Annotated in this window: 25 protein-coding genes; 12 read left to right on the top strand and 13 right to left on the bottom strand. The window is 69.6% G+C overall.

Going from position 1 to position 21,103, the window contains the following annotated elements:
• Positions 1-40 precede the first annotated feature (40 nt).
• A complete protein-coding gene (locus QP089_RS23405; protein ID WP_285913924.1) occupies positions 41-583 on the top strand; it encodes a TetR/AcrR family transcriptional regulator in 543 nt (180 codons plus the stop codon).
• Here QP089_RS23405 and QP089_RS23400 read toward each other — a convergent pair.
• The 6 genes from QP089_RS23400 to QP089_RS23375 form a co-directional block, all read right to left on the bottom strand.
• Entirely contained in the window at positions 528-1,091 is a 564-nt protein-coding gene (locus QP089_RS23400; RefSeq protein WP_285913922.1) for a hypothetical protein, read from the bottom strand. The genes QP089_RS23405 and QP089_RS23400 overlap by 56 nt on opposite strands.
• Entirely contained in the window at positions 1,070-1,405 is a 336-nt protein-coding gene (locus QP089_RS23395; protein ID WP_285913920.1) for a hypothetical protein, read from the bottom strand. Before QP089_RS23395 ends, QP089_RS23400 begins: the two co-directional genes overlap by 22 nt.
• A complete protein-coding gene (locus tag QP089_RS23390; RefSeq protein WP_285913917.1) occupies positions 1,402-1,701 on the bottom strand; it encodes a hypothetical protein in 300 nt (99 codons plus the stop codon). Before QP089_RS23390 ends, QP089_RS23395 begins: the two co-directional genes overlap by 4 nt.
• Before the next feature lie 164 nt (positions 1,702-1,865).
• Positions 1,866-3,830, bottom strand: coding sequence for a TolB family protein (locus tag QP089_RS23385; protein WP_285913915.1), 1,965 nt, complete (start codon positions 3,828-3,830; stop codon positions 1,866-1,868).
• 155 nt (positions 3,831-3,985) lie between these two features.
• A complete protein-coding gene (locus QP089_RS23380; RefSeq protein WP_285913913.1) occupies positions 3,986-4,417 on the bottom strand; it encodes a hypothetical protein in 432 nt (143 codons plus the stop codon).
• A gap of 58 nt (positions 4,418-4,475) precedes the next feature.
• Complete coding sequence (locus QP089_RS23375) at positions 4,476-5,132, bottom strand: TetR/AcrR family transcriptional regulator (protein ID WP_285913911.1); 657 nt, start codon at positions 5,130-5,132, stop codon at positions 4,476-4,478.
• 378 nt (positions 5,133-5,510) lie between these two features.
• Here QP089_RS23375 and QP089_RS23370 point away from each other — a divergent pair, with 378 nt between their 5' ends.
• Together QP089_RS23370 and QP089_RS23365 are read left to right on the top strand one after the other, a co-directional pair.
• Positions 5,511-5,939, top strand: coding sequence for a hypothetical protein (locus QP089_RS23370; protein WP_285913909.1), 429 nt, complete (start codon positions 5,511-5,513; stop codon positions 5,937-5,939).
• 124 nt (positions 5,940-6,063) lie between these two features.
• A complete protein-coding gene (locus QP089_RS23365) occupies positions 6,064-6,204 on the top strand; it encodes a hypothetical protein (protein ID WP_285913907.1) in 141 nt (46 codons plus the stop codon).
• 267 nt (positions 6,205-6,471) lie between these two features.
• On the opposite strand, the gene QP089_RS23360 is transcribed toward QP089_RS23365, so the two are convergent.
• Both QP089_RS23360 and QP089_RS23355 read right to left on the bottom strand, forming a co-directional pair.
• Positions 6,472-7,380, bottom strand: a complete 909-nt coding sequence (locus QP089_RS23360) for a formate/nitrite transporter family protein (protein WP_285913905.1) — start codon at positions 7,378-7,380, stop codon at positions 6,472-6,474.
• Positions 7,381-7,890: 510 nt separating this feature from the next.
• On the bottom strand, positions 7,891-8,367 hold the full coding sequence (locus tag QP089_RS23355) for a hypothetical protein (protein WP_285913903.1): 477 nt from the start codon (positions 8,365-8,367) through the stop codon (positions 7,891-7,893).
• 628 nt (positions 8,368-8,995) lie between these two features.
• Between QP089_RS23355 and QP089_RS23350 the strand changes: the two genes are divergently transcribed.
• The gene (locus QP089_RS23350; protein ID WP_285913900.1) at positions 8,996-10,177 is read left to right on the top strand and encodes a serine hydrolase domain-containing protein; all 1,182 of its coding nucleotides are present in this window, start codon (positions 8,996-8,998) and stop codon (positions 10,175-10,177) included.
• A gap of 392 nt (positions 10,178-10,569) precedes the next feature.
• Here the strand turns inward: QP089_RS23350 and QP089_RS23345 are convergent, their stop codons facing one another.
• Positions 10,570-11,592, bottom strand: coding sequence for a tetratricopeptide repeat protein (locus tag QP089_RS23345; RefSeq protein ID WP_285913898.1), 1,023 nt, complete (start codon positions 11,590-11,592; stop codon positions 10,570-10,572).
• A gap of 106 nt (positions 11,593-11,698) precedes the next feature.
• On the opposite strand from QP089_RS23345, the gene QP089_RS23340 reads away from it, so the two are divergent.
• Complete coding sequence (locus tag QP089_RS23340) at positions 11,699-12,118, top strand: hypothetical protein (protein ID WP_285913896.1); 420 nt, start codon at positions 11,699-11,701, stop codon at positions 12,116-12,118.
• A gap of 101 nt (positions 12,119-12,219) precedes the next feature.
• Here the strand turns inward: QP089_RS23340 and QP089_RS23335 are convergent, their stop codons facing one another.
• A complete protein-coding gene (locus tag QP089_RS23335; RefSeq protein ID WP_285914055.1) occupies positions 12,220-13,050 on the bottom strand; it encodes an alpha/beta fold hydrolase in 831 nt (276 codons plus the stop codon).
• Between the two features lie 507 nt (positions 13,051-13,557).
• Positions 13,558-14,037: a hypothetical protein gene (locus QP089_RS23330; RefSeq protein WP_285913894.1), complete on the bottom strand. Its 480-nt coding sequence runs from the start codon at positions 14,035-14,037 to the stop codon at positions 13,558-13,560.
• Between the two features lie 247 nt (positions 14,038-14,284).
• Here QP089_RS23330 and QP089_RS23325 point away from each other — a divergent pair, with 247 nt between their 5' ends.
• On the top strand, positions 14,285-14,686 hold the full coding sequence (locus QP089_RS23325; protein WP_285913892.1) for an endonuclease domain-containing protein: 402 nt from the start codon (positions 14,285-14,287) through the stop codon (positions 14,684-14,686).
• Between the two features lie 22 nt (positions 14,687-14,708).
• On the opposite strand, the gene QP089_RS23320 is transcribed toward QP089_RS23325, so the two are convergent.
• Complete coding sequence (locus QP089_RS23320; protein WP_285913890.1) at positions 14,709-14,999, bottom strand: hypothetical protein; 291 nt, start codon at positions 14,997-14,999, stop codon at positions 14,709-14,711.
• 526 nt (positions 15,000-15,525) lie between these two features.
• On the opposite strand from QP089_RS23320, the gene QP089_RS23315 reads away from it, so the two are divergent.
• The 5 genes from QP089_RS23315 (at position 15,526) to QP089_RS23295 (ending at position 19,187) form a co-directional block, all read left to right on the top strand.
• Positions 15,526-15,807, top strand: coding sequence for a hypothetical protein (locus tag QP089_RS23315; protein WP_285913888.1), 282 nt, complete (start codon positions 15,526-15,528; stop codon positions 15,805-15,807).
• Between the two features lie 384 nt (positions 15,808-16,191).
• Positions 16,192-17,175 (top strand): hypothetical protein, encoded by a 984-nt coding sequence (locus tag QP089_RS23310; RefSeq protein WP_285913885.1) that lies wholly within the window; start codon positions 16,192-16,194, stop codon positions 17,173-17,175.
• A gap of 479 nt (positions 17,176-17,654) precedes the next feature.
• Entirely contained in the window at positions 17,655-17,819 is a 165-nt protein-coding gene (locus tag QP089_RS23305; RefSeq protein ID WP_353070608.1) for an ATP-binding cassette domain-containing protein, read from the top strand.
• A gap of 40 nt (positions 17,820-17,859) precedes the next feature.
• A complete protein-coding gene (locus tag QP089_RS23300; protein WP_285913883.1) occupies positions 17,860-18,102 on the top strand; it encodes an ATP-binding cassette domain-containing protein in 243 nt (80 codons plus the stop codon).
• Between the two features lie 233 nt (positions 18,103-18,335).
• The gene (locus tag QP089_RS23295) at positions 18,336-19,187 is read left to right on the top strand and encodes a hypothetical protein (RefSeq protein WP_285913881.1); all 852 of its coding nucleotides are present in this window, start codon (positions 18,336-18,338) and stop codon (positions 19,185-19,187) included.
• A 1,350-nt stretch (positions 19,188-20,537) separates the two neighbouring features.
• Here the strand turns inward: QP089_RS23295 and QP089_RS48830 are convergent.
• Positions 20,538-20,813: a transposase gene (locus tag QP089_RS48830; protein WP_353070609.1), complete on the bottom strand. Its 276-nt coding sequence runs from the start codon at positions 20,811-20,813 to the stop codon at positions 20,538-20,540.
• On the opposite strand from QP089_RS48830, the gene QP089_RS23290 reads away from it, so the two are divergent.
• The gene (locus tag QP089_RS23290) at positions 20,737-21,012 is read left to right on the top strand and encodes a hypothetical protein (protein ID WP_285913879.1); all 276 of its coding nucleotides are present in this window, start codon (positions 20,737-20,739) and stop codon (positions 21,010-21,012) included. The genes QP089_RS48830 and QP089_RS23290 overlap by 77 nt on opposite strands.
• Positions 21,013-21,103 lie beyond the last annotated feature (91 nt).

Here is a 21,103-nt window from a genome sequence, read left to right as displayed (position 1 = left end):
CGCCTCCTCGCCCGTCCCGGGCCCACTCGTCAGAACGCGGGTGCCGATCCCATCCGGCCACCGCGCGCTGACGATGGAGGGCATCGCACGCCGCGCCGGCGTGAGCAAGCAAACCCTCTACCGCTGGTGGTCCTCACCGGCGCAGATCCTGCTGGAAGCCCTCAACGAGGGCGCCGAGCAAATCGCGCCGCTGGAGGAGACGGGCGATCTGGAGGCGGACCTGCGCCGGTTCGCGCACAGCAGCATCCTGGGCGCACGCGGTCCGGTCGCCCGACTGCTCACCACACTGATGGCCGAAGCGCAGCGGGATCCGGCCTTCGGCAAGGCCTTCCGCGCCGGCTTCCTCGCCCACCGGCGCTCCATCATGCTCTCCCTCCTCAACCGCGCGGCCGACCGCGGCGACATATCCCCGGACGCCGACCTCGACCTCGCCGTCGAGGCGTTCTACGGCACCCTCTGGTACCGCCTGCTCTCCGGCTCCGGACCCATCGACGAACACTTCGCCGACGACCTCACCCGCCTGACGCTCACCCACCTCCACCGCCCCGGCCCCGTCCGAACGCCGATCCCGCCGTCGCGGTGATCTTGACCCAACCGTCGCCGACCGGGCGCGGGCCATCCAGCGGTAGAACGTCGCCTGGTGGATCCCCGCCGTACACCGCGGCGGCCTGGTGGGTCATCCCGGCGGCGATACCGGACAGCAGCCGCTCGCGCACCGCCTCCTCCAGCAGCCGGCGCGGGCGCCCCGTCCGGGGCGTGTCGTGGTCGGCCATGGCCGCGCACCGTACGGCCCGTCCGCGCCTTGCGTCCCGTCGTGCAGGTGCCGCGCGCGCGTAAGGGTGTGGCGAAAGTGGCGAAACTCCGGTCCAGGCCCTGGGATCCGGGGGCGGCAGCTCCTGCAGGCGGCGGATCGCCACGCCGCTGGGAGTGCGGACGCCGTCCATGTCGCCGGTCAGCTCGCGGCGCAGATCGGTCTCGGTCCAGCCGTGGGCGAGCGCGGCGGCCGCCAGCGGCACTGCACGCCGGACGGTCCCCTTCCCCATCCGCCACCCGGCCGGAAGGCCGCGGATCAGGGTCTCGGCCGCCCGCACCGACTCCTCCGCTGCCGGGGCCGGCGGGCTGAGGAGGAGGTGTTGGTCTGGTTCTTCTTGGTCTGGTTCGGGTGCGCTGGTGCGCACTGCGGTGGTGCGTGAAAACGCGCTACGGGTCGACCTGCGGTTTTGTCGGCGCGGCCTCGCAGGTCGGCCAGGCTCAGCGGTCCGGTGTAGCCGGGCGGCGGGGGCCGGTGGAGCACGTACCGGTTGCGGGCGCGCATCCCGTCGACGGTGCGGCCGGTGTGCTTGTCGATCGCGCCGAGGTCGACCAACGTCTTCAGGTACCGGTCGACCGATCGGGCCTGCTTCATGCCGAGGCGGCTGGCCGGCGACTGCCGCGAGGGGTAGACGGTCCGGTCCCCCCCGCCTGGTCGAGGTGCATCGCCAGCTGCCAGGTCAGCGCTTGCGCCTTGGCGGGGACGCAGCTGAGCGCCACCCAGTCCGGCAGCATCGAGAACGGCGCTCCACGCCCCTGCGCCAGCTCGATGGCGTCCTCGGCCATCTCCCCGGTGGCGTCGCCGACGTCCTGGCCGTCGAGCTGTTGCGGCTCCGGGGACTCGGGACGGAAAAGGGCGTGATCGTCTACGGTGGCGTCCGCCTGACCCACGGAGGTCACTCGATCAACGCGCGGCACCGTAGAAAGCCGGACTCCTTAATGGCAGGTGCGCCGGATCGGGGTGGTCGGCAGCTGGTAGCGGCGCTCGCCCCGCAAGCCCGCCCTCCCTGTCGTCAGGAGGGCGGGCCGTGGGGGAAGGGACGCCTCGGCGGCGGTCAGGTTCCGTTGGCGGGTTGGCAGTAGGTGTGCCCGTTGATGGTGGTGGTGAGCGTTCCAGTCGCTTGGAAGAGGTTGGTGAGGACGTCGATGGTGAGGTGGAATCCGTCGGCGTTGGTCTTCTTGGTGCCGTGGTCGCGGCCGGTCTGGACGAGGTCGGAGTACCAGTCGACCTTGTTGAGAGTGGGGCTGGGGTTGGTGGTCGTGACGCTTTCGGTGCCGTTGAGGATGTGGGCGCCGTCGTCGGAGTAGTTCCGGTAGGCGACGGAGACGGTGCTGATGGCGGTGTGGTCGGTGTTTTCGGTGATGGTCACCGCCGCGGAGCCGGACCGCTTGCCGGGCAGGGTGTAGTGCCCTTGCGGGGGGTAGGGCCGGGCCGGGGTGGCGCTGCCCGGTACGTACGGGGTCCCCCACGGGACGGTGTCGGAGGCGACGGTGACGTGCCGGGGTTTGAGCGGTCTACGGCCGGTGAGGTGGGCGATCATCATGCGTGCGGTGCGTCCGCCGGGTTCGGTGGAGTTCTCGCACGGCAGCGGGTTGGCGCCGCCGCAGGCGGGCGGGACGGCGAGGGCCTGCCAGTAGACGATGCTGGTGCCGTCGGGTGACCATCGGGGGTCGGCCATGCCGTTCCAGTTGGGGTCGTTGATCGCGCCGGGTCCGCCGTCGCCGGCGGCGTTGATCTGCTGGCCCTGGTAGGCGCCGCGGTCGCCGTACCGGTCGATGAGGTAGGGCTGGAAGAAGCGCCGCTGCCCGTTGTTGCGGGTGGAGGAGACCGCGCTGGTGGTGATCAGGTCCGTGACGGGCGGAATGGCGCGCATCGCGGCCAGGAACATCTGCCGGTTCGAGCCGCGGGTGTCCATGGCGACGGTCCAACGGTCGTCGGGTGAGATGGCGATCGGGTCGGTGTATTCAGGGTTGCTGGTGAGGCGGCGGACCTTGCCGGTCCGCAGGTTCGCAGCGAAGACGTCGATGTTGGACGACTCGTCGGGGTACCCGATGTAGGAGACCTCCTCACCGGTGCCGGAGAAGCCGCGCAGTTCGCCGACCGAGACGGCCTGCGGGTTGATCTTCAGCCGGCCGGGGTGGTGCGGGTCGACGGTGACGGGCTGCTTGCCGGGGGCGGGGTCGAACAGGCGGGTCACCTTGACCAGGTCGTAGCGGGGCGCAAGAGGTGTCCCTGTCTTCGGCGCGGGGTCGAACTTCAGCCGCGCGAAGTAGCCGTACTGGTTCAACTTGCCGTTCGTGACGGTGGCGGCGTTGAAGCCCAGGTGCACGTTGTCGGGGTGCAGCCGCAACTCGCGGATGCTGCCGCCCGCGCCGGATCCGTCGGCGGTGACGTTCCAGCGGATCGGATAGATGTGGACGCGGGCCGGAGTACAGGCGGAACTGGTGAGCCGGTAGTGGCCGCAGTCGATGATGTTGGTGCCGGCCAGCGCGCGCCCGCCGTCCTTGAACGCCTGCGGATAGTCCATCGCCGAGCTGCGGCCGGCCGCGTTGGCGTCGGGAACACCGCACGTGACGCACTTCCAGGCGTCGCCGTTGGGGAAGGTGCTCCCGTCGGTCTTGACGATGATGAGCTGCTTGCCGGTGTAGACGGCGGCGGGGTCGGGCGCGGCGGGCGCGCCGGTGAAGCCGACCGTGGCGAGGACGTGGTGCCCGTCGGGCAGGAAGTCTCCCGACTGCATGCTGGTCGCCTTGCCGATGCATCCGGTGCCGTGCGGGTTGATCGCCGGAGTGCATGCGCCGGCCGAGGTGGACGGTGCGACGGGCGGGAGCGGAAGCTCACCGACCTTGATCGGCTCCGGCTTGGGCGCCGGTGGAACGGCCCGGCCGGGAGCTGCGCCGGCGGCGCGTCCGCCGGGAGCCGCCGTTGCCGACGACACCGTGCCGCCGATCGTCATCGCGGCGACGACGAGAACGGCTACGAGCGCTCGCGACCAGGTGCTGTGTCGAACGGTTCTCATGGAGTACGACCTCCAAGGGGGTGGGTGGTCACACGTGCGCAACCAGATCAAATAGCATTCGCGAAAAACAAGAACTCCATTCTCAATAGGGATGAGTGCTCCCGGGGCCGCAGCCAGGCCGTGACCGCGGGGAGGCGGTTCGGGCGGTTGGAGGGTCAGCCGGAGGTCATGTCTCCGCGGTGGGAGAGTTCGATGGCGAGGCCCGGTCGGACGGCGTGACCGGAGCGGCGAGCAGACGATGCAGGGCGTGTTCCAGCGCCTTGCCGATGTCGAGTCGCGGGTTCTGCGACCTGGGCGTTGATGGTCTGCCGGTCTATCTCCTGGTTGTTGGCCGCCAAGTGCGTGGTGCTGGCGATCGCCCCCGCGCTCTGGACGCCTTGGACGGTCTGGACGACCGTCCGGGAGACGGACGACCGCTTCTCCTCCAGGGTCAGCGCAGCCGTCCCGCGTTGCGAGGCCGCGTGCGCGGTCGCGCCGCCCGCGGTGATCGTGGCCGCGGCGGCGGACACGGCCGGGGCGCCGGCGCTCGCCCGGCTCACGGTCCAGCGGCTGATGATCGGTGATGTTGCTCGTCGGCGGCGGGTCACGGGATCTCCTCGCGGGGAGTGGGGGCCATGCCAGGTTCGCGGGTGGGCCGGTTCGCTCTCACTCGCTCACCGGTGCCTGCCACAGCCCGGTCAAGGCGTCGATTAGTCCGGCCACCGCCTGGGGCCAGTCCAGGTGCGGGCCGTTCGGATCCTCGGCCAGAACGCGTTCGTGTTCGGCCCATGTGAAGATCATCAGCTGGCGGGTCATGATCCGCCGCTGGGTCCGTACCGGAGCCGGCAGATCGGGCAGCAGCCGGTCCAGCCGGCCCAGGATGATGTGCAGGGAGGGCGAGGACATCGCGTCCTCGATCACGAGTTCGCGGTATCCGGGGTCGACCATCACCTGCGCGCCGAACCGGGCGAAGAAGGTGGGCCCGGGCAGGCTCGCCAGGTACTCCGGCAACGGCCGCACCAGGCATCCCAGCCAGACGCGCAGGTCCTGGGTGTCGGCGGCGTCGGCGACCAGTTCCGCCCGAAGCCGCTCCACCGGCGGGCTGTGCCGCTGCAGGATCGCCCGCACCAACTCCACCCGGTCGCCGAAGTGGTAGCCGACCGAGGAATTGTTGCCCTGCCCGGCGGCCGCACTGACCTGACGGTTGGACACCGACAGGCCCTCTTCGGCGAACAACCGCTCGGCGGTGACCAGAATCAGCTCGCGCGTCGCGGCGGCACGGTCCTGCCGCGCTCCATCCCGGCTACGCGCCTTGGCCGGCATCGCCCCTCCTCCTCCGCCAGGACGCGGCCGCATCCGCCGCGCCCGGCCATCTGCCCGACAAGCGCAGAGGCTCCCAGCACCACAGCTCTAAGTCAAGCAGTTGACTTAACTCTAGGGCGGGATCAAGTTCCGCGCTACCGGTCTGCACCGGCAGCGATCGGTAGCCATCGACTCGACCCTAGGTGACCATGCGCAATATCCGGCTTTCGGCCGCGGTGGGGCGGCCGCGCTCGCGACCACAGCCACTGCGCCCCGCGCCTCGACCGCCCGCCCGTCTCCGGCGCTGACGGTGACCGTCGACGCCTCCGGCAAGGGCGGGGTTGCCATTCCCGGCGACTTCCCCGGCCTGTCGTTCGAAGAGGAAGCACTGCACGAGCCGTGGGTGAGCGCGGCCACGGCAACCTGGCCCGGATGCTGGGCAACCTCGGCCGCGGCTCGATGCGGTTCGCTGCCAACGGCGCCGACGCGACCGCCTGGCAGCGGGATCCCTCCGTGCCACCGCCCGCGTGGGCCGACGGGCAGTCATCACCCCGGCCGCCCTGGCACGCGCCGGTGCACCTTTCAGAGACCAACAACGTCGCCAACGGAGGCAAGGCCGGAGTGTCCAACACCCTGGTCGCGGCCCTGTGGACCGTCGACTATGCGCTGGCCGCAGCCCACGAGGGAATCAGCGGGATCAACTTCCACCAGCAACCCCACGACTGCGGCGGCTACACGTGGATGTGCTTCCCCGACCAGGCCGACACCATCGACGCACGACTGCGGGCACAACCCGGCGGATGTCCGACGGCACCATCCGGGTCGTGATCGACGACCTCGACAAGGCGCTCAAGGGCACCGTCGCCGTGAAGATCAAGGGCGGCGCCACCAGCCAGGCCACTCTGCAGCGGCTGGGAGGGTCCCTTGCTCCAGGCGACCTCGGGAATGCGGGTTGCCCGGCTCTAAGGTCGCCACCGACGGCGGCTTCCCCCCGGGCAGGCCCGTCCGGAGCCCCGCCGCCCGCAGCACCTTCAACGTCCCCGTCACCACCCCGAGCGTGGTACTGCTGTACATCAACCACCGCAGACGATGACCTCGACGACCACCGATCGGTGTAGTCACCGAACACGACATGGAGCACGCCCCGGTCGGGGTCTCGGGGCTGACTCCGCTCCAGGGGCCACCGCCGCAAGCCGTCCAGTAGCACGATCAGCGTGGCGGGGCAGAGGGTATCGACGCCTCGGCCAGCGGAGTCATCGAGCCGGCGGTCCGGGTGCGTGCCTGGCCGGGGAGGTGGCACCGCGGTGAACGCCTCGGCGCCAATCGCCGCGCAGACGGCTGCACCACCTGATGCCAACGGCTAGGCGGCTGGTTCGGCCTCCAGGATCCGTTCCGCGGCCGGGGCCGTGACGACGTGTCGGCTGGTGAATGCGTAGGACGCTCCGACGAGCAACCCGCCGCCCACCAGGTTGCCGAGTCCGACTAGGAGCAGGTTCCGCGCGAACGCACCGACCGTCACACCGTCGACGTGTTCGAACATCGCGAGGGAGAACACGGTCATGTTCGCCACCACATGCTCGAACCCGGAGGAGATGAACGCCAGCAGGCACCAGAAGATCAGTGCGAGCTTCGCGCCGTCGGAGCGGGTGCGGGCCGCGGTCCACACGGCCAGGCAGACGAGGAAGTTGCACAGCACGCCGCGGAAGAACAGGGCCGTCGTGCTCTCGGCCATCTTGCCCTTCACGATCGTCGCCAGCGCAACGTCGCCGACCGCCGGCTTCCCGGGAGCTGCGGCCCCCAGAATGCCGCTCTCATGGACCAGCCACCCGAACAGAGCCGACCCCACGAGATTCCCTGCGAAGGAGAAGACGATCACTACCAGGGCGACCAGCACGCCGTTGCGTCGTAGGAACGCCCCCTGGGTCATGGTCATCATGTTGCCGGTCGACAGCTCCGCCCCAGCGAAGATCACCAAAGTCAAGGCGACTCCGAACACCAGTCCCTGGATCAGCTTCGTCCACGGCGAACCCCCCACCAGCAGTGGTCCGGTGGCGGCGACGACCAGGACGACGGCCACCCCGATGTAGGCACCGGCCAGCACGGCGCTGACCAGATATCGGCCGGGGCTCCGCACGTCGGCGGCCTTCGTTTCGGCGGCCACCGCCTGCGCCTCCAGTGCCTCGCTCACGGGAATGGGCACGGCGCCCTCCTTTCGATCGGTCGCGACCGAAATCACCGATCGCGCGGAGATCAAGAAGAGTTCTCGCACGCTTCGCAGCTATTGCACCACCGTAAGTGATGCGTAACATGGCGTTCACATCATGCTCCGGGCGTTGTGAGCCGGGTAGGCGCCAACGTCGCCCCCGGTTACGCCGCTCCCCCGGCCCTCGGTCGGCCCGTCGACGAGAAGCCGTCAAAGCGGACAGCCATCCAGCACATGCCGCGCTGCCCGGACCGCGCACTACCGGGCGCAATCTGGATCCAGTGCCGTTCCGCGTGATCTGGTGGAGTTATTGCGGACGACGCGGATCCTCCGGGAGCGAACTGAGCGCGACGGCGGCCGCGTGCAGAGACACGCACTCGATATGTGCGGGTCTGGCCTGGGTCAGCGGGTAGGTCCTGGAAGGTGTAGGGGCTGGTCTGATCGTCCAGGAAGTTGCAGCGGACGACGGGGCCGGTGAAGACCATGACGGCTTCTTCGGTGGCGTCCCAGTCGTCGTGGCTTTCGTCCGCGGATGGTTCGTGGTCGAGGATGTCCAGGACGACCTCGACGGTGCTCTCAGGCTGAGTGGCGAAGATCGCGGCCATGTGCCGGTCGGCTTGGGGGGACGATGAGTCCGCGCTGGTTGCCGGTGATGTCGGCGGTGTTGCGGTCGGTCAGCCAGTACTGCCCGCACCGCGTCTCCACGATGAAGTCGGTGCGCGGCGCGTCTGCGTCCAGGGTCCAGGTGGGCCAGTTGAGTTCCTTGAGCCATTGCGCCGGTTCAAGGGGTGCGGGCCACAGTTGGATGAGGTGCCGCTCGATCGCTTGTCCGCCGTCACCCAAACCGTCGCCGACCGAGTCGGCGACGGAGACGTGTTCGACCTCGGCGGCCTGCCGGCGGCCGACGGCGTGCAGGCGGATGCGGTACATGTCTTGCTGTTCGGTTCCGGCGAGGGACAAGGCGAAGTGCACGCAGGCCAGGTGCCCGCTGTCGTCCAGGGCCGCCAGTGGCTGGGGACCGGGCAGATCGTTGTCGTACAGGGTGGTGGCCACATCGGGGGCGATACCGTCCCCGGCCAGTACTGGTGATGCTCCACCGCGATCATCCGGCGGTAGACGATCGGCACGGGCGCGCCGTCCGGTTTCGCTTCGCCCGTCATGACATCCTGAGCCCCTCAGACCTTGTGCCCTCAGCGTTGCCTGGGCATGGCGTCGCTCCGCGCCTCTCACGCATATTCGATCTGGTGGCTTCACCGATGGCGTCTCGTCAAAGCCCTGGCGCTCGCCCGCCACGCCTGCGGCCATCATCTGTCATTGACGCAGAGCCCGTGTCACAAATGCCGCCGCCCTCGAGCTCGCAGCCACGTCTTGATGCCCTGCGCTTGGTTCCGGTCGAGCGGCTCTCTCGGAGGCCCTCCCGCTGATCCGCCGGCACGGAAGGCCGGGTGGGCCGGCAGGCTCACCGCCGAAGACCGCAGAGCCCTCTCGCCCCTGTTCTGGGCACACGTCAACCCCTACGGCCGGTTCCGGCTGGACATGGGCACCCGCCTCGATCTCGAGGCCGCCTGACCTCGCCGGGACGGCGGGTGAGCCCTGCCCGCGCTGGTGGGGACAACCCCCGTAGCGATCTGGGAGTGTGCCTGATCGCGGGCTGATGGGGCCCGGAACTAGCGTCTCGGCCATGACTTCGACTCTGCGCAGGCATCTCGCTGTGGCACTGTGTGTCGCCGCGCTGCTCGCCTGCGATGTGGCCCCGGCGGCCGCCCGGCCCGGCGGCCCCTCCGCCGTGGAGCGGTTGCGGAAGGACACCGAGGCGATCCACGCCCTAGGGGTGAGCGGTGTGCAGGCCCGCATAGTCGGTCCTGACGGGCGGCAGTGGGTCGCCACCAGCGGTACCGCCGGTCTGAACACCGGCCGCCCGGTCCCTTCCAACGGCTACTTCCGGATGGCCAGCACGTCCAAGACGCTCGTGGCCACCGTGGTGCTCCAACTGGAGGCCGAGGGCAGGCTCTCGCTGGACGACACCGTCGGCCACTGGCTGCCGGGAGTGGTGCGCGGCAACGGCAACGACGGCGACCGGATCACCCTTCGCCACCTGCTCCAGCACACCAGCGGCATCCGCGACGACCTGCCCGGATACACCACGCCACAGGAGTATTACCAGCAGCGCCACAACATCTACAGCCCCGAGGAACTGGTCGCCCGCGCCATGGCGCACGCGCCGGGCTTCCAGCCCGGCAAGGGCTGGGCGTACTCCAACACCGGCTACGTTCTGCTCGACATGGTCATCGAGAAGGTCACCCGCCGGCCTGCCCACCGGGAGATCGAAGACCGCATCCTGCGCCCGCTCGGCCTCGACCAGACCCGGTGGGGCGGCACCTCACCCACCCTGCCCCGGCCGCACGCCCGGGCCTACCAGCTGTTCGGTCCCGGTGCCCGGGTGGACGTCACCGACCAGATACCGGTGGACTACCAGAACCTTTCGTGGGTCACGACCACGCGGGACCAGAACCGGTTCTTCCGCGCGCTGCTCGCGGGCCGACTGCTGCCGGCGCGGCAACTGGCCGCGATGAAGCGGACCGTCGAGGTGAACGAAGAGGTCCAGGAGCTATGGCCCGGCGGCCGCTACGGCCTCGGCCTGGTCGAACGCCCCCTGAATTGCGGCGGAACGTACTGGAGCCATGAAGGCGGCGACGGCGGCTACATCACCCTCAACGGCGTCACCGAGGACGGCAGGCGCAGCGCCGTGGTCTCCATGTCCGAGGCGCGCGGCGACACCTTCGAGCACATCAAGGCGCAGGAGGAAGCGGCCAGCGCCCTGATCGACCACGCCCTGTGCGCCGGGAGCCCCGGCACCCCGTAAGCGAAGAGGCTGGCGCGGCGGCCGGCGGCCGCATGCGGGCAACCGTACGCCTGCGCATTGGCAGGAAGGACGGGGAACGGCTCCTGCCGGGTGCCGTGCCCCTGAGTGGTGCTCTGGACTCCCGCTCCGGCAAGCACGTGCTGCAACTGCTGCGCCACGCGCGGCGGTCGTCGTCGGCGCGCAGCAGTCGTTCTGGCTGGACGAGAGCTCCCAGGTCCGCTACAGCGAGCGCGTCACGCTGCCCGCCGGCAAGGTCGTCGGCGCGGTGCCCGGTGTCCGCTCCGCGGTCGGCGACGTCAACGTCGAGGTCAGCATGCTGACGGCCGGCGGCGAGACGGTGGACGGGCCGGACGGCTTCCCGGTGCTCGGGCGCGGCTGGTCCGCCGCGGACGCTATGCGTGCTCCAAGCTGTAGATCCAGCAGTTGAAGCAGTTGCTTCTATCCTCGCGGTCGGCTTTGCCGCCGGTGGCGGGCGCGAGCAGGTAAGCGCGCTCGAAGTGCCGCTGCGCGGACTGGTGTTCACCGCGCTGCCACTGGCTTCTGCCGAGCAGTCCCTCCACGGTCGACTCCCGGGCTGCGATGCCCATCGGTATTCGTGGGGCATCGGAGCGCGCCTCCTTCAACCGCGCAGCCAACGGCACCAAGATTTGCTCTGCTTCGCCCGGTCGTCGCATGCACAGGTAGGCGAATGCCAGATGGACCCGCATCCGGATCGCCTCGCCCAGCGGCTCCAGACGATCGGGTTCCTTGGCGGCGCGCTGCTCGGCGAGTCGCTCGAACAACGGAATCGCCGGCTCCGGCTCTCCTTGGCTCAGGTGGTCGAACGCCAGGTCGGTCCGCAGCTGCAGAACGGTGTCGTGATCGTTGCCGTATTCCTCGGCAAGGCGCTCGATGAACCGCGTCCGTAGCCGCACGGATTCGGCCCACAGACCGGCCTTCCGGTAGCGGGCGCTCAGCCGCTTCACAGCGGGCGCGTGCAGCAGGTCCGGGGCCGGCCACTCGGCGACCTGGTGCAGTCGGCCGGCCTTGCGGCCTGACGCGGTGCGGACAAACCGCTGGCACTCGCGGATGGTCGTCACCTCAGAGCTTTCGGGGCCGAACACCTCCGAGGCCATGTTGATCCAGTCGCCCGACAGGGAGGAGATCCGGCCGAACCTCTTCGCTGCGAAGGTCGCCAGGATCTGCCGGACGCGCAGCCGTACGAAGACGGGGTCGATAGAGGCCAGGACGCGCTGGTGGCGGACCACGGCCCGGTCCAGTACGGCCACCCGATCCCACTGGTCACCCTCGAACAACACGCGGGAGCCAAAGCGCGCCGCCGACTCCTCGAACGACCTGACGGGCGTCCGTTCGGTGACGTCCGCCGCTCGGCTGCGGGACTCGCGGTACCTGCGCCGTGCCTTCACCAGATCCAACCTCGGGTCTCCCCTTTCCGCCTCACTTCAAGGGTGCGGCCTGATTGCGGGAGGGGTCCAGCGGCGCCTTCTCTATGCTCGTGGACGGGTATGTCGGAGGGGCACCATGCGCATATGGGATGAGTACGGTGACGAGACCGATGCGTCGATCGCTCTCCGCTCGTTCGCGGTGTGGATACTGCAGGTCGCGAATCTGGCGGCCGAGCTTTTGATCTTCCGGTTCGCTCCGCGCGCCACGCCCTGGCCGTGGCCGGGGGTGGCGCTGCTCGTCCCGGCGACGTACGGGCTGGCGTTCCTGGTCTTCTTCACCTCGCCTCCTCGCGATCGCCTGGTCTCCGCCGCCAAGTGCACCGGCCAGACCGCCGTGATGCTCCTCCTGCTGGCCTGGGTCTCCGGTGGTGACGCCACGCCCACCGGGTGGTTCTGCCTCACCCTGATGGCAGTGGTGACAGGGCTGAGGATGTGGCGAGACGGCCGTGCGGTGCGCGCTGAGGAGCGCGCCATGCGTGACCGCCTTGGAGATTGAGAGGCCGTCTTTGATCTTGAAGGTGATCAGCGGGCGGGATCAGAGGCGGCTTTCAACTGGCTGTGCACCGCCCGTCGGACGCTGCTGGCGCTGCCGGCGTCTCAAGCCAGGAAAGCGAGCAAGGTGGCACCCAGTTCGGCAGGGCGATCTTCAGGCAGTAGGTGCCCCGCCGTGCCGAAGAGGCGCAGGTCTGCGCCGGGGATGAGGGCGGCGAGCTCGCGGCCACGGTCGGCGGGGACCCAGGTGTCGTCGGCTCCCCAGCACACCAGGACGGGCAGGTCGATCGAGGCGTAACCGTCCTGGATCCGGTCGGTGTAGGCCTGGTCGTCGCGGCGCTGAGCGAGTTGGCGGTAGAAGGCGGCCTGCCCATGGTCACCGAGCCACGGGGCAGTCAGGGCGGCCAGCACGTCGGGACGTAGGCCGGGTGAACTGGCCGTGGCGACGTACTCGCGCAGCAGGGCCCGGTGCAGCGGGCCCGGCAGCCGCCGGAAGACCTCGGCGTGCTCGCCCACCAGCGCGAAGAACTCGCTCCCCCACGGCGGCAGCGACACCGCGTCCACCAGCGCCAGACGCCGGTAGGCGGCGCCGCGGTCCAGGTGCGCGCCCAGGGCGACGGCCCCGCCGGAGTCGTGCGCGACGACATCGGGACGGGTCAGTCCCCAGTGCCGGAGAAGCTCGGTGAAGACTCCGGCCAGCGCGTCCAGCGACAGCCGTTGCCCGTCGAACATCGCCGAGCCGCCGTAGCCGGGCATGTCGAAGACGTAAACCGAGCGGGTCAGGGCCAGAGCGCGGGCGATATCACGCCAGATGAACGAGGAGAACGGCGTGCCGTGCAGCAGGACGACCGGCTCAGCGTCCGGATCTCCCAGCCGGCTCCAGCAGACCTCTCCCAGAGAACTGTCGAACCGTTCGCCCAGCACGAGCCCGTCCACCAAGATCGCTCCTTTCGCTTTGTTCGGCCTCACCCAGCCCTATCAGGCCGCACCGACAACTGCGCGCTATCGCGGCCGGTCCTACCCGGCGTCTGACTGCTGCGCGGGTTCCCCGGTCCAGGGAACCCGGGCACCGGGCCCTCAGCCGCGCAGAACGCGGTTCACGCGCTGGCTCAGCGGGGCCGGGTGAGCGACTGAACCGGCCCGGACCGTGCGGGCGGTCCGGGGCCGAGCGGGGGGTGAGGCGGGCTACTCGCCGACCACCTTCAGCCGGAGCGCGCGGGCGGCGGCACGCACCCGACGGAATGCGTTGGCCCATGCTCGCTGATCGGCTCGCAGGGTGCCGGGAAGGCCGGCCCGGGGCGCCGTTTATCGATCACTTCGCGAGGACCGCCCGGCGGAGTACGACGGTGGTACCCCTGAGGCAGACCTACCGACCGCGTTGCCGATCCGAGCCGCGTGGTGATCGGTTCGGGGGCGGCGAGAGTTGGCCGCTGCGTGCGCGCCTCAAAGGCAGCTGGCGCCGCCGGCGATATCGTGGGCGGCGCGCTCGTGGTCGCGTTCGCCGCGGCGGGCTTCACACGGTCCCCAGGTGCCGGGGCGGCCACCGGTGGGTCCTTTGGTGGGCCGGAGTTCGGGCGGGTAGTGCTCTTTGATCGGGCGTCGATTGCCGTGGTGGTCGGCCCGGACCAGCATCGCGCTCAGCTCGCGGCCCAGCACGCCTGCGGCGATCTGTCGTGGGATCAGCCGGTCCGCCAACGGGATCTGGCTGCCGAACGGCGGCATGACGACTCTGCATGCCACCGTCATGGCGCCGCCGGGGGCTCGCCGCCGGCTCTCCTCGATCGCTTGGACCACGCGCGCCATGTACCGCCCGAACGCGGCGAGGTCGTGCACGTTGTCGGCGGTCGACGGCGACGGCTGCCCGGAGACGTCCACCGGTCCGACCGTCCAGCCGTACAGCGCCTCGGCGCCGAGACGGAGCACGCCGGCCGTCCACCGGCGTCCCGGATCGATGCCTAACACCGCGCCATCTCTCGTGACGCTCACTGTCTCGGGCGGCAGCCGCCACGTCCAGGGAGGCGCGATGGGCGCTGGAGGCCGGCGCCGTCGTGCAGAGCTTTCCTCGCTCGCCCGCCATCCTGATGTCCCGTACTGCTTCTTGCATACCGTTCGAGAACCCGGTGACCATGGTGCCGATCGGGCCAGGCAGGGGCCTGACGGGGTATTTCACATGACCGACGATGCGGGCTTTGCGTTGTGTCACGTTCGTGGGCTGGGCAAGCCCTTGACCGGTCCCGCGGTACATGCGCTGTCGGTGCCGCGCGCGCAGCGCTGCAAGCGGCGGTCGGCCTGGCCGGGCACCGGCGGCAGCGTTCGACCAATCGGGCCGATGCTCAAGGATTGGCCCAACGACTGCCCGCCCGGCTGGTATGTGTGGTGGACGTTGTTCGAAGACCAACACGGCCTGTGCGCACTATGCACCAGCCCTCCTCACATCATCGATCATGATCACTCGACCGACCTCATCCGCGGGCTGTTGTGCCGGGCCTGTAACTCCTACGAGCCCTTCTGCTGCTTTCCCGCCTATGCGGCATCCCCGCCTGCGGGCGGACGGCGTTGGCGCTACGGCTGAACCCGCGGCTACCAGACGGCGCTCAGCGCGGGCCGTCAGGCCGGGCGCGGTGCAGGAACAGCACGTCGGCGCACCAGTCCTGGAGGGCTTCGTCCCATTGGGGGCGCAGGTACATGAACAGGCCCTCGTCGGGGCGCAGGTCGATCAGGCCGGGGTCGGCGGCGAACTGGTCCCACCACCCGCGCTCCTGCCAGGTGCCGTCAGCGAAGGTGGCCAGCACCTCGGCGATCCGCTTCCGGTCGAACTCGCACGCGTGCGCGCACCAGTCCAGGACGGCTCGTTCCCCGACGGAGATGAGCCGTAGCATGCGCACCGCTACTCCTGCAGTTGCCGGATCACTTCGGCGATCCCCAGTGCCTCACCCTGCGGTGCGGGTGCCGAAAATGTCATCCATGCAAGTGAGGGCCCATGCGGCTGGTGGTCAAGCCACCAGGTGCTGTGGCACTGGTTGCCGCCCGAGGCTTTGCGCAGGATGCGGTTGCTGGGGCGTCCGGACACGGTGCTTCGCTGGCATCGCGACCTCATCCGGCGCCGACACGCTGCCCGGTCGCGGCCGAAACGGCCTGGCCGACCGCCGACGGTGCGCTCCATCCGTGTGCTGGTGCTGCGCCCGGTCCGCGAGAACCCCTAATGGGGTTATCGCCGCGTGCACGGCGAGCTGCTCGTGCTCGGCGTGAAGGCCGCGCCCTCCACCGTGTGGGAGATTCTCAAGGACGCCGAGATCGACCCGGCACCCGAACGCGCTACCGGCACGTGGGCGGCCTTCCTGCGCGCAGTCCGACGCACCGCTGGCCTGCGGCTTCATCGAGACCGTCACCCTCACAGGGGCACGCCTGTACGTGCTGGCCGTGATCGAGCACCGCATCCGCCGAATCCGCATCCTGGGCGCAACGGCGCACCCGATCGCGTCGTGGGTGGTCCAGGCCGCCCGGAACCTGGTCATGGATCTGGAAGACGCCGGGTGTCGGGCACAATGGCTAATCTGGGACCGCGACGGCAAGTTCCCCGAACTGTTCGACACCATCCTGGCCGACACGGGCATCAAAATCACGCTCACTCGGGGTCCGGATGCCACGCATGAACTCGATCATGGAACGGTGGGTGCAGACCTGCCGCCATGAACTCCTCGACCGGACCCTGATCCGGAATCGACGCCACCTGCTCCACACTGCGCGAGTTCGAGACCTTCTACAACGAGCACCGACCCCACCGGGGCATCGCGAACGCCCGCCCGTGCACTCCGCTGCCCCCACCGATCACCGACCCCGACCAGATCACCCGCCTGGACGTACGAAAACACCACCGCCTCGGCGGAATCCTCAACGAGTACCAGCATGCCGCGTGACCTGCACGGATGGGGTCTCGGCACCTGCAGCCGTACGAGACGCGTTCCGTGGTACCGTCTCGCCGCGGAAGTCACCCCGGACTGCTGGTCCGCAGGAAAGTGCTGTAAAAGGAGCGTCATGCGGCGTGACAGCATCTGGGTCGGAGAATACCGGCGAGGCGTGATCGAGGTGAGAGGCGCCAAGGAGGTCGACGGCCTCGGCCGGCTGCACAAAGGCTGGATAATCGGTGGCGGATTCATCGCAGACGGCGACATCCGGGGGGAACGGGCCCGGCTGTTCCGTGACGGTGTACTGATCGGCGAGGATCTCCGCCTGGGAATCCTGATCAGGAAGCTGAGCCCCCTCAGCGCGATGGGCTTTCCGTCGAGGTGCCTCCTGGCGATAGGGCATGGCGACCTCCGGAAAGGCGACCGGATCGAGGTCTATTCGCGTCCGGCGGCGTCCGGCGGCGACCCCGCCCTGGTGCCGGGATACCAGGACCGGCCCGACCTGCGGAGAGAACTGGGAAGAGCCGAGATAGCGGAGGTGGCCGACTCCCCCGGGCGCCTTCCGGTCGCGCGAGTGGGGTCGTCCGCCGGGAGGCTCGCGGTGGGCGACCGCGTCCGGGTCCTGCGCGGCGGGCGTCCCGTGGCCGAGGCGCTGCGCCTACTGGCCATGGCGGACCCCGGCGGGCGTCCGGTCGGCGACGTCTCCGCGGGCGGCGGCGCATCCCTGTACCTGGGCTTTCCCGACCTGCGCGCCGGGGACACCGTGGTGGCCTTCGACGTCCCTCCTCCCGCGCGGACGGAGCATCGCGCCAACCTCCTCGGAGTTCGGTCGCTGAAGGGCGCGACCCCCGAGGCCGCCTACGCGGAGGCCACGGCCGACACGCTGTCGCCGGGGGCGGGGCTCCAGCCGGCGGTCGGACTCCGCGCCCGCGTCCTGCGCAGGCGGGTGGTCATCGCCGACGGCCGCACCATTGTCCACTGCCCCGACCGGAACTCCGCGGACCAGGCGATGAGATTCGTCCTGCGAAGCGCCAAGGGCAACTCCGCAGGCGCCCTGACCACCTACGACATCGGCCTCACCTTTCCCGAACTGCAAAAGATCGACGAGATCGAGGTGTACCGGGTCATTCCGGCCGAGCAGACCCTCGACCGATGAGTTTCGGACCCGGCGGAGGTCCAACCGGACAGGGATACGCACACACTCCGGATCCCCGGGGGCTCTGGCACACGTCGGTGATCGGCTCAGTCGGCGAGCAGGATGCACTTGCGGAGGAGGTCGGGGTTGGCCCGGCCGTACATCTGCCGTTTGATCATCTTGATCCGGTTCACGTGGCCTTCGACCGGGCCGGAGTTGTGGTGCATGGTCAGGCCTGCTCGTGCGGCGTCGAAGTCGCGGCGTAACAGGCCACCGGCATGGCAGACGATCCCCGCTCCATCAGATGAGACAACGATCTTGAGCTTCCCGGCTTGTGGTGTTCATTGGAAAAGTGCCTTCCGACATGGACTGAATCGTGCCTTCGCAATCTCGATCCTTCCAGGCCAGAGCCACTTTTCTCATGTCAACAGTCAGTCCCCGCCCGCCCCAAAGCGAAAGCGCGCGGTTAGGTCGGTGCATGATTTGAAGCGATCATCGGGGTGCGCGGGCTCCGCGTGGACCTAGGCGGCGTTCCGGGCGTCGTCGGGAAGAACGACGCCGGGAAGTCGACCCTGCCAGGCCTCCTCGCGGGCCTGCAACGGCCTGCGGAGGGAGACGTCGGCGTCCTCGGCGCCTGCCGGATGACGGCCCCGCGTTGGGCCTGACCCGGCGTTGGAGTTGTTCGACCTTGCGGAAAGGGTCGACATGGCGCCGCTGACGCTGTCGACTGAGCAGCGGCAGCGGCTGTCGCCGGCGATGGGGCTGGTCCGGCCGAGTCGGCTGCTCCTGCTGGACGAGGCGGAGCGCAGCCCGGACCCGACGTTCCGTGCCCGGCTGGCGTCGATCCTGGCCGCCTACGCGGCGGAGGGCGGCACCGTGGTGATGGCGACCCATAACCTGGATCTGGCCCGCGACGACCGCCAGGTGCCACTGGAGGCGGTCGCGTGAACGAAGTACGGATGGTCCGGAGATACCTCTCCGTACGCGCGACCGCAAGCCCGCGGGCTGGGCGGACCGGTACACCCTGCTGGCCGTGGCGGTGGTGGCGGCGCTGTCGCTCGGGCGGCTCGCCGTCGTCGCGTTCTCGTCCATCGCGCGGAAGGTGGAGCCGTCGCAGGCGGGCGCGGGGCTCGCGCTGGTTCGCGCTACTTACCGCATTCGGCACGCCGGATCAGACCACGTTGCGGCTGATCATCGCCGTGGTGCTGGGTACCGCGGCGACGGCGGACGGGGTGGCGATGGCCGTGCTGGCCCAGTCGTCGCCGCCGTTGGGCACGTGGCTGCAGGCGCCGATCGTGGGCATGGTGTGCGCGGCTGTGACCGCGGTGGTGCTCGGCAACGCCCCGGGCGGCATCTGCTCGCCGCGGCGGCGGCCGCGCCGGTGTCGCTGTGCGCGGGGCCTGGCGGCGTCGTGCGCGACCGGGGCGCCGCTGCTGCTCAGGCTTGCGTGGGGCGCGCTCGACCGCGTTCCCGCCCGTGCCCTGCTGGACGCGTCCGCCCTCGCCGGTCATGTGGTCGCCGCGTCGGTCGTCCTGGAACCCGGTGCCCCGACGTGGATCGCGGAGGACCCGCACTGGCGGGGACGGATCGGCCTGGCACGGCTGTTCGGCGTCGCACCCCACGCGGTGCTGGCCGCACGCGCGGTGCTTCCGGCGCTCCTGGGCGGCGCCTGGCTCGCGCTCGCCCTGGCCGGGTTGACCCTGGCGGACGCGCTGCCCGGTCCACTGTGGTGGGCGTTCGGTCCAGCTGCGGCACCAGCGCCGGCCGCCGGGGCGCTGCGGATGGCGCGGCGGCGAGCGGTCGACCACTCGATGCCAGTCGTCCACGCGCTGGTCGGCTCCCTACCCACGGGCCCGTTCCTGTGGGCCGTCACCGATATCGACATCGCCGCGCTCGCCTGCAGTCCCCTGCTGTCAGCCGTGAGCGCCCCGCCGTCCGCGACCGGCGCCTACCTGGCCGCCCAAGTACTCGCCGGGCCAGCGGTACTGACCGCCTTCCTGACCACCGCATCCAGAAAGCGCAAACCCGGCTGACCCGCCAGCGCAGTACCGTGTCCGGCCATACCAGGAGCCGCATCCGCCGCAACGCCAGGAGGTAACCGATGCAGCAGCGCCGCGAGCAGTGCCCGGTCCGGAGCAAGGAAACGCACCCGCGTCCCGTCCAGATGGCGCTCCAACACCGTGATCTGATGCCGCAGCTCCAAAATCTCGACGTCCTTCTCCCTATCGGTCCTCGGAAGCAGACGGAGGGCCGCGAACGTGTTCGCCGCGGTTGAGTAGGCCAGTCGCAACAGCACAGCCACCCATCATCCCGCAGCACAGCAGTGTCGTGACCCGTCTCGGAACTGCCCAAGGCCGGCGCCGCGGCCTGCCAGACACTACGCCTTTCACCTGCACGGACGCGGTTTTCGGCGAGCACAGGGCCGTTGCAACGCCAGCTCGCTTGGTGACCGCCGGCTCGGTCTCCAGCTCCCGAACCCGTCTGCGGGCCGCCAGCAGTTCAGTCTGCTCGGTCGACGTCGTGCCGGGTGCCCGACCTTTGTCGATGAGGTCTTGTTCGCGCCAGGTGTAGATCGCCTGATCGCTGATGCCCAGGTCCTGAGCGATCTGCCGGACGGGCGTCCGGCCTCGACGGTCGAATCCGACGTCGTTGGTCAGTCGACCAGTACGCGTCAAGGTCATCCTCGAAGGCATGGGGCTGCTGGAACCGGGGATCGTCGACACCTACCTGCACCTGGGCAGAAACCATGCGTTGTAGTCCCCGGAGGAATTCCGCTCCTACAGCGGCATTGCCAAAGGTGTAGCCCCGCGCCGGCATGGCCAGCGGGTCAGTTTTGACATCGTCATCTAGTTGTACGGATCACGCGAGAGCAGCAGAGAGACCAGCCCGAGCGAAAGAGAACGGCGTGGTCGATACCAACCCTCCGACGGCCCTCACGTGCCGGTGCCCCCTCCCGCCGCTGGCCGACCAGCCTGGCGCCGACCCCCTCGCGGTGTGGCAGCCGCCCCCCCGGACACGCCGGCCCCGTCGTCCCGATAGAGCTGCCCGGCGGCCGCCCCGCCTGGGGCGCGGTCGGACGCCGAATGCGTCGAGGTCTACCGAGCGCCGAATTCACCCGTGCGGACGCCGACGGCATCACCCCTCTGCCTCTCTTGCGCCGCTGATCCTCGTGCACGACGGCGACCACCACCGCAACCTGCGCCGGCTCATCGCCAAGGAGTTCACTCCTCGCCGTGTCACCAGTTCGGATCCCGCCTCGACCAGCTCGCCGCCCAGTGCCTCGAGGAGATGACCAGGAAGGGCGAACCCGCCGACCTGATCAACGACTTCTCCTTCCCGCTGTCGCTCAACGTGATCGGTGACATGCTCGGTAGCCCGGCCGGTTAAGGGTGTGGCCTGTGGTTGTTAGGCAACCGTCGATCACCTCGGGGTGGTGCTGGATGACTTTGAGTCGGTGCTTGATCATGCTGGTGAGGTGGTCCAGGGCAGTAGCCAGGAAGTTGGCCATGGAGCGTTTCAGCCCGGGACCACACGTTCACGGTGGGGTTGAGGTCGGGGGCGTAGGCCGGCAGGTAGAGCACCGTGAGCCAGCCGGTGTGGGCATCGATGAACGCGCGTATCGCGGCCGAGTGGTGGATGTCCAGGTTGTTCCAGACCACGATCGCCCCACCGGGCAACTGCTGCCACACCCGCCATCACCAATTAACCCTGGTTAGCCGGCCGCGGGTCGCCGCCGCGGTACCGGAAACGGTCGCCGCGGTGGTCCCGCACATCAGCTACCGGGCCGGTGAACTGATGCGGGTCCTGACACGGACTTTTTCAGACAGTCCCTTCGAACGACCTATTTGTATGACATGAGATCGTGGGACCGGCTCCTGACATTCGAATAGTGACTTGTCGCGCGTGACGCTCTCTTGATCGACTTAGGCCCCATGAGGACAGGAGTGGT

This window comes from Actinomadura opuntiae, assembly GCF_030283205.1.
Classification (GTDB): domain Bacteria; phylum Actinomycetota; class Actinomycetes; order Streptosporangiales; family Streptosporangiaceae; genus Spirillospora.
This window is presented reverse-complemented; position numbering and strand designations above follow the sequence as displayed.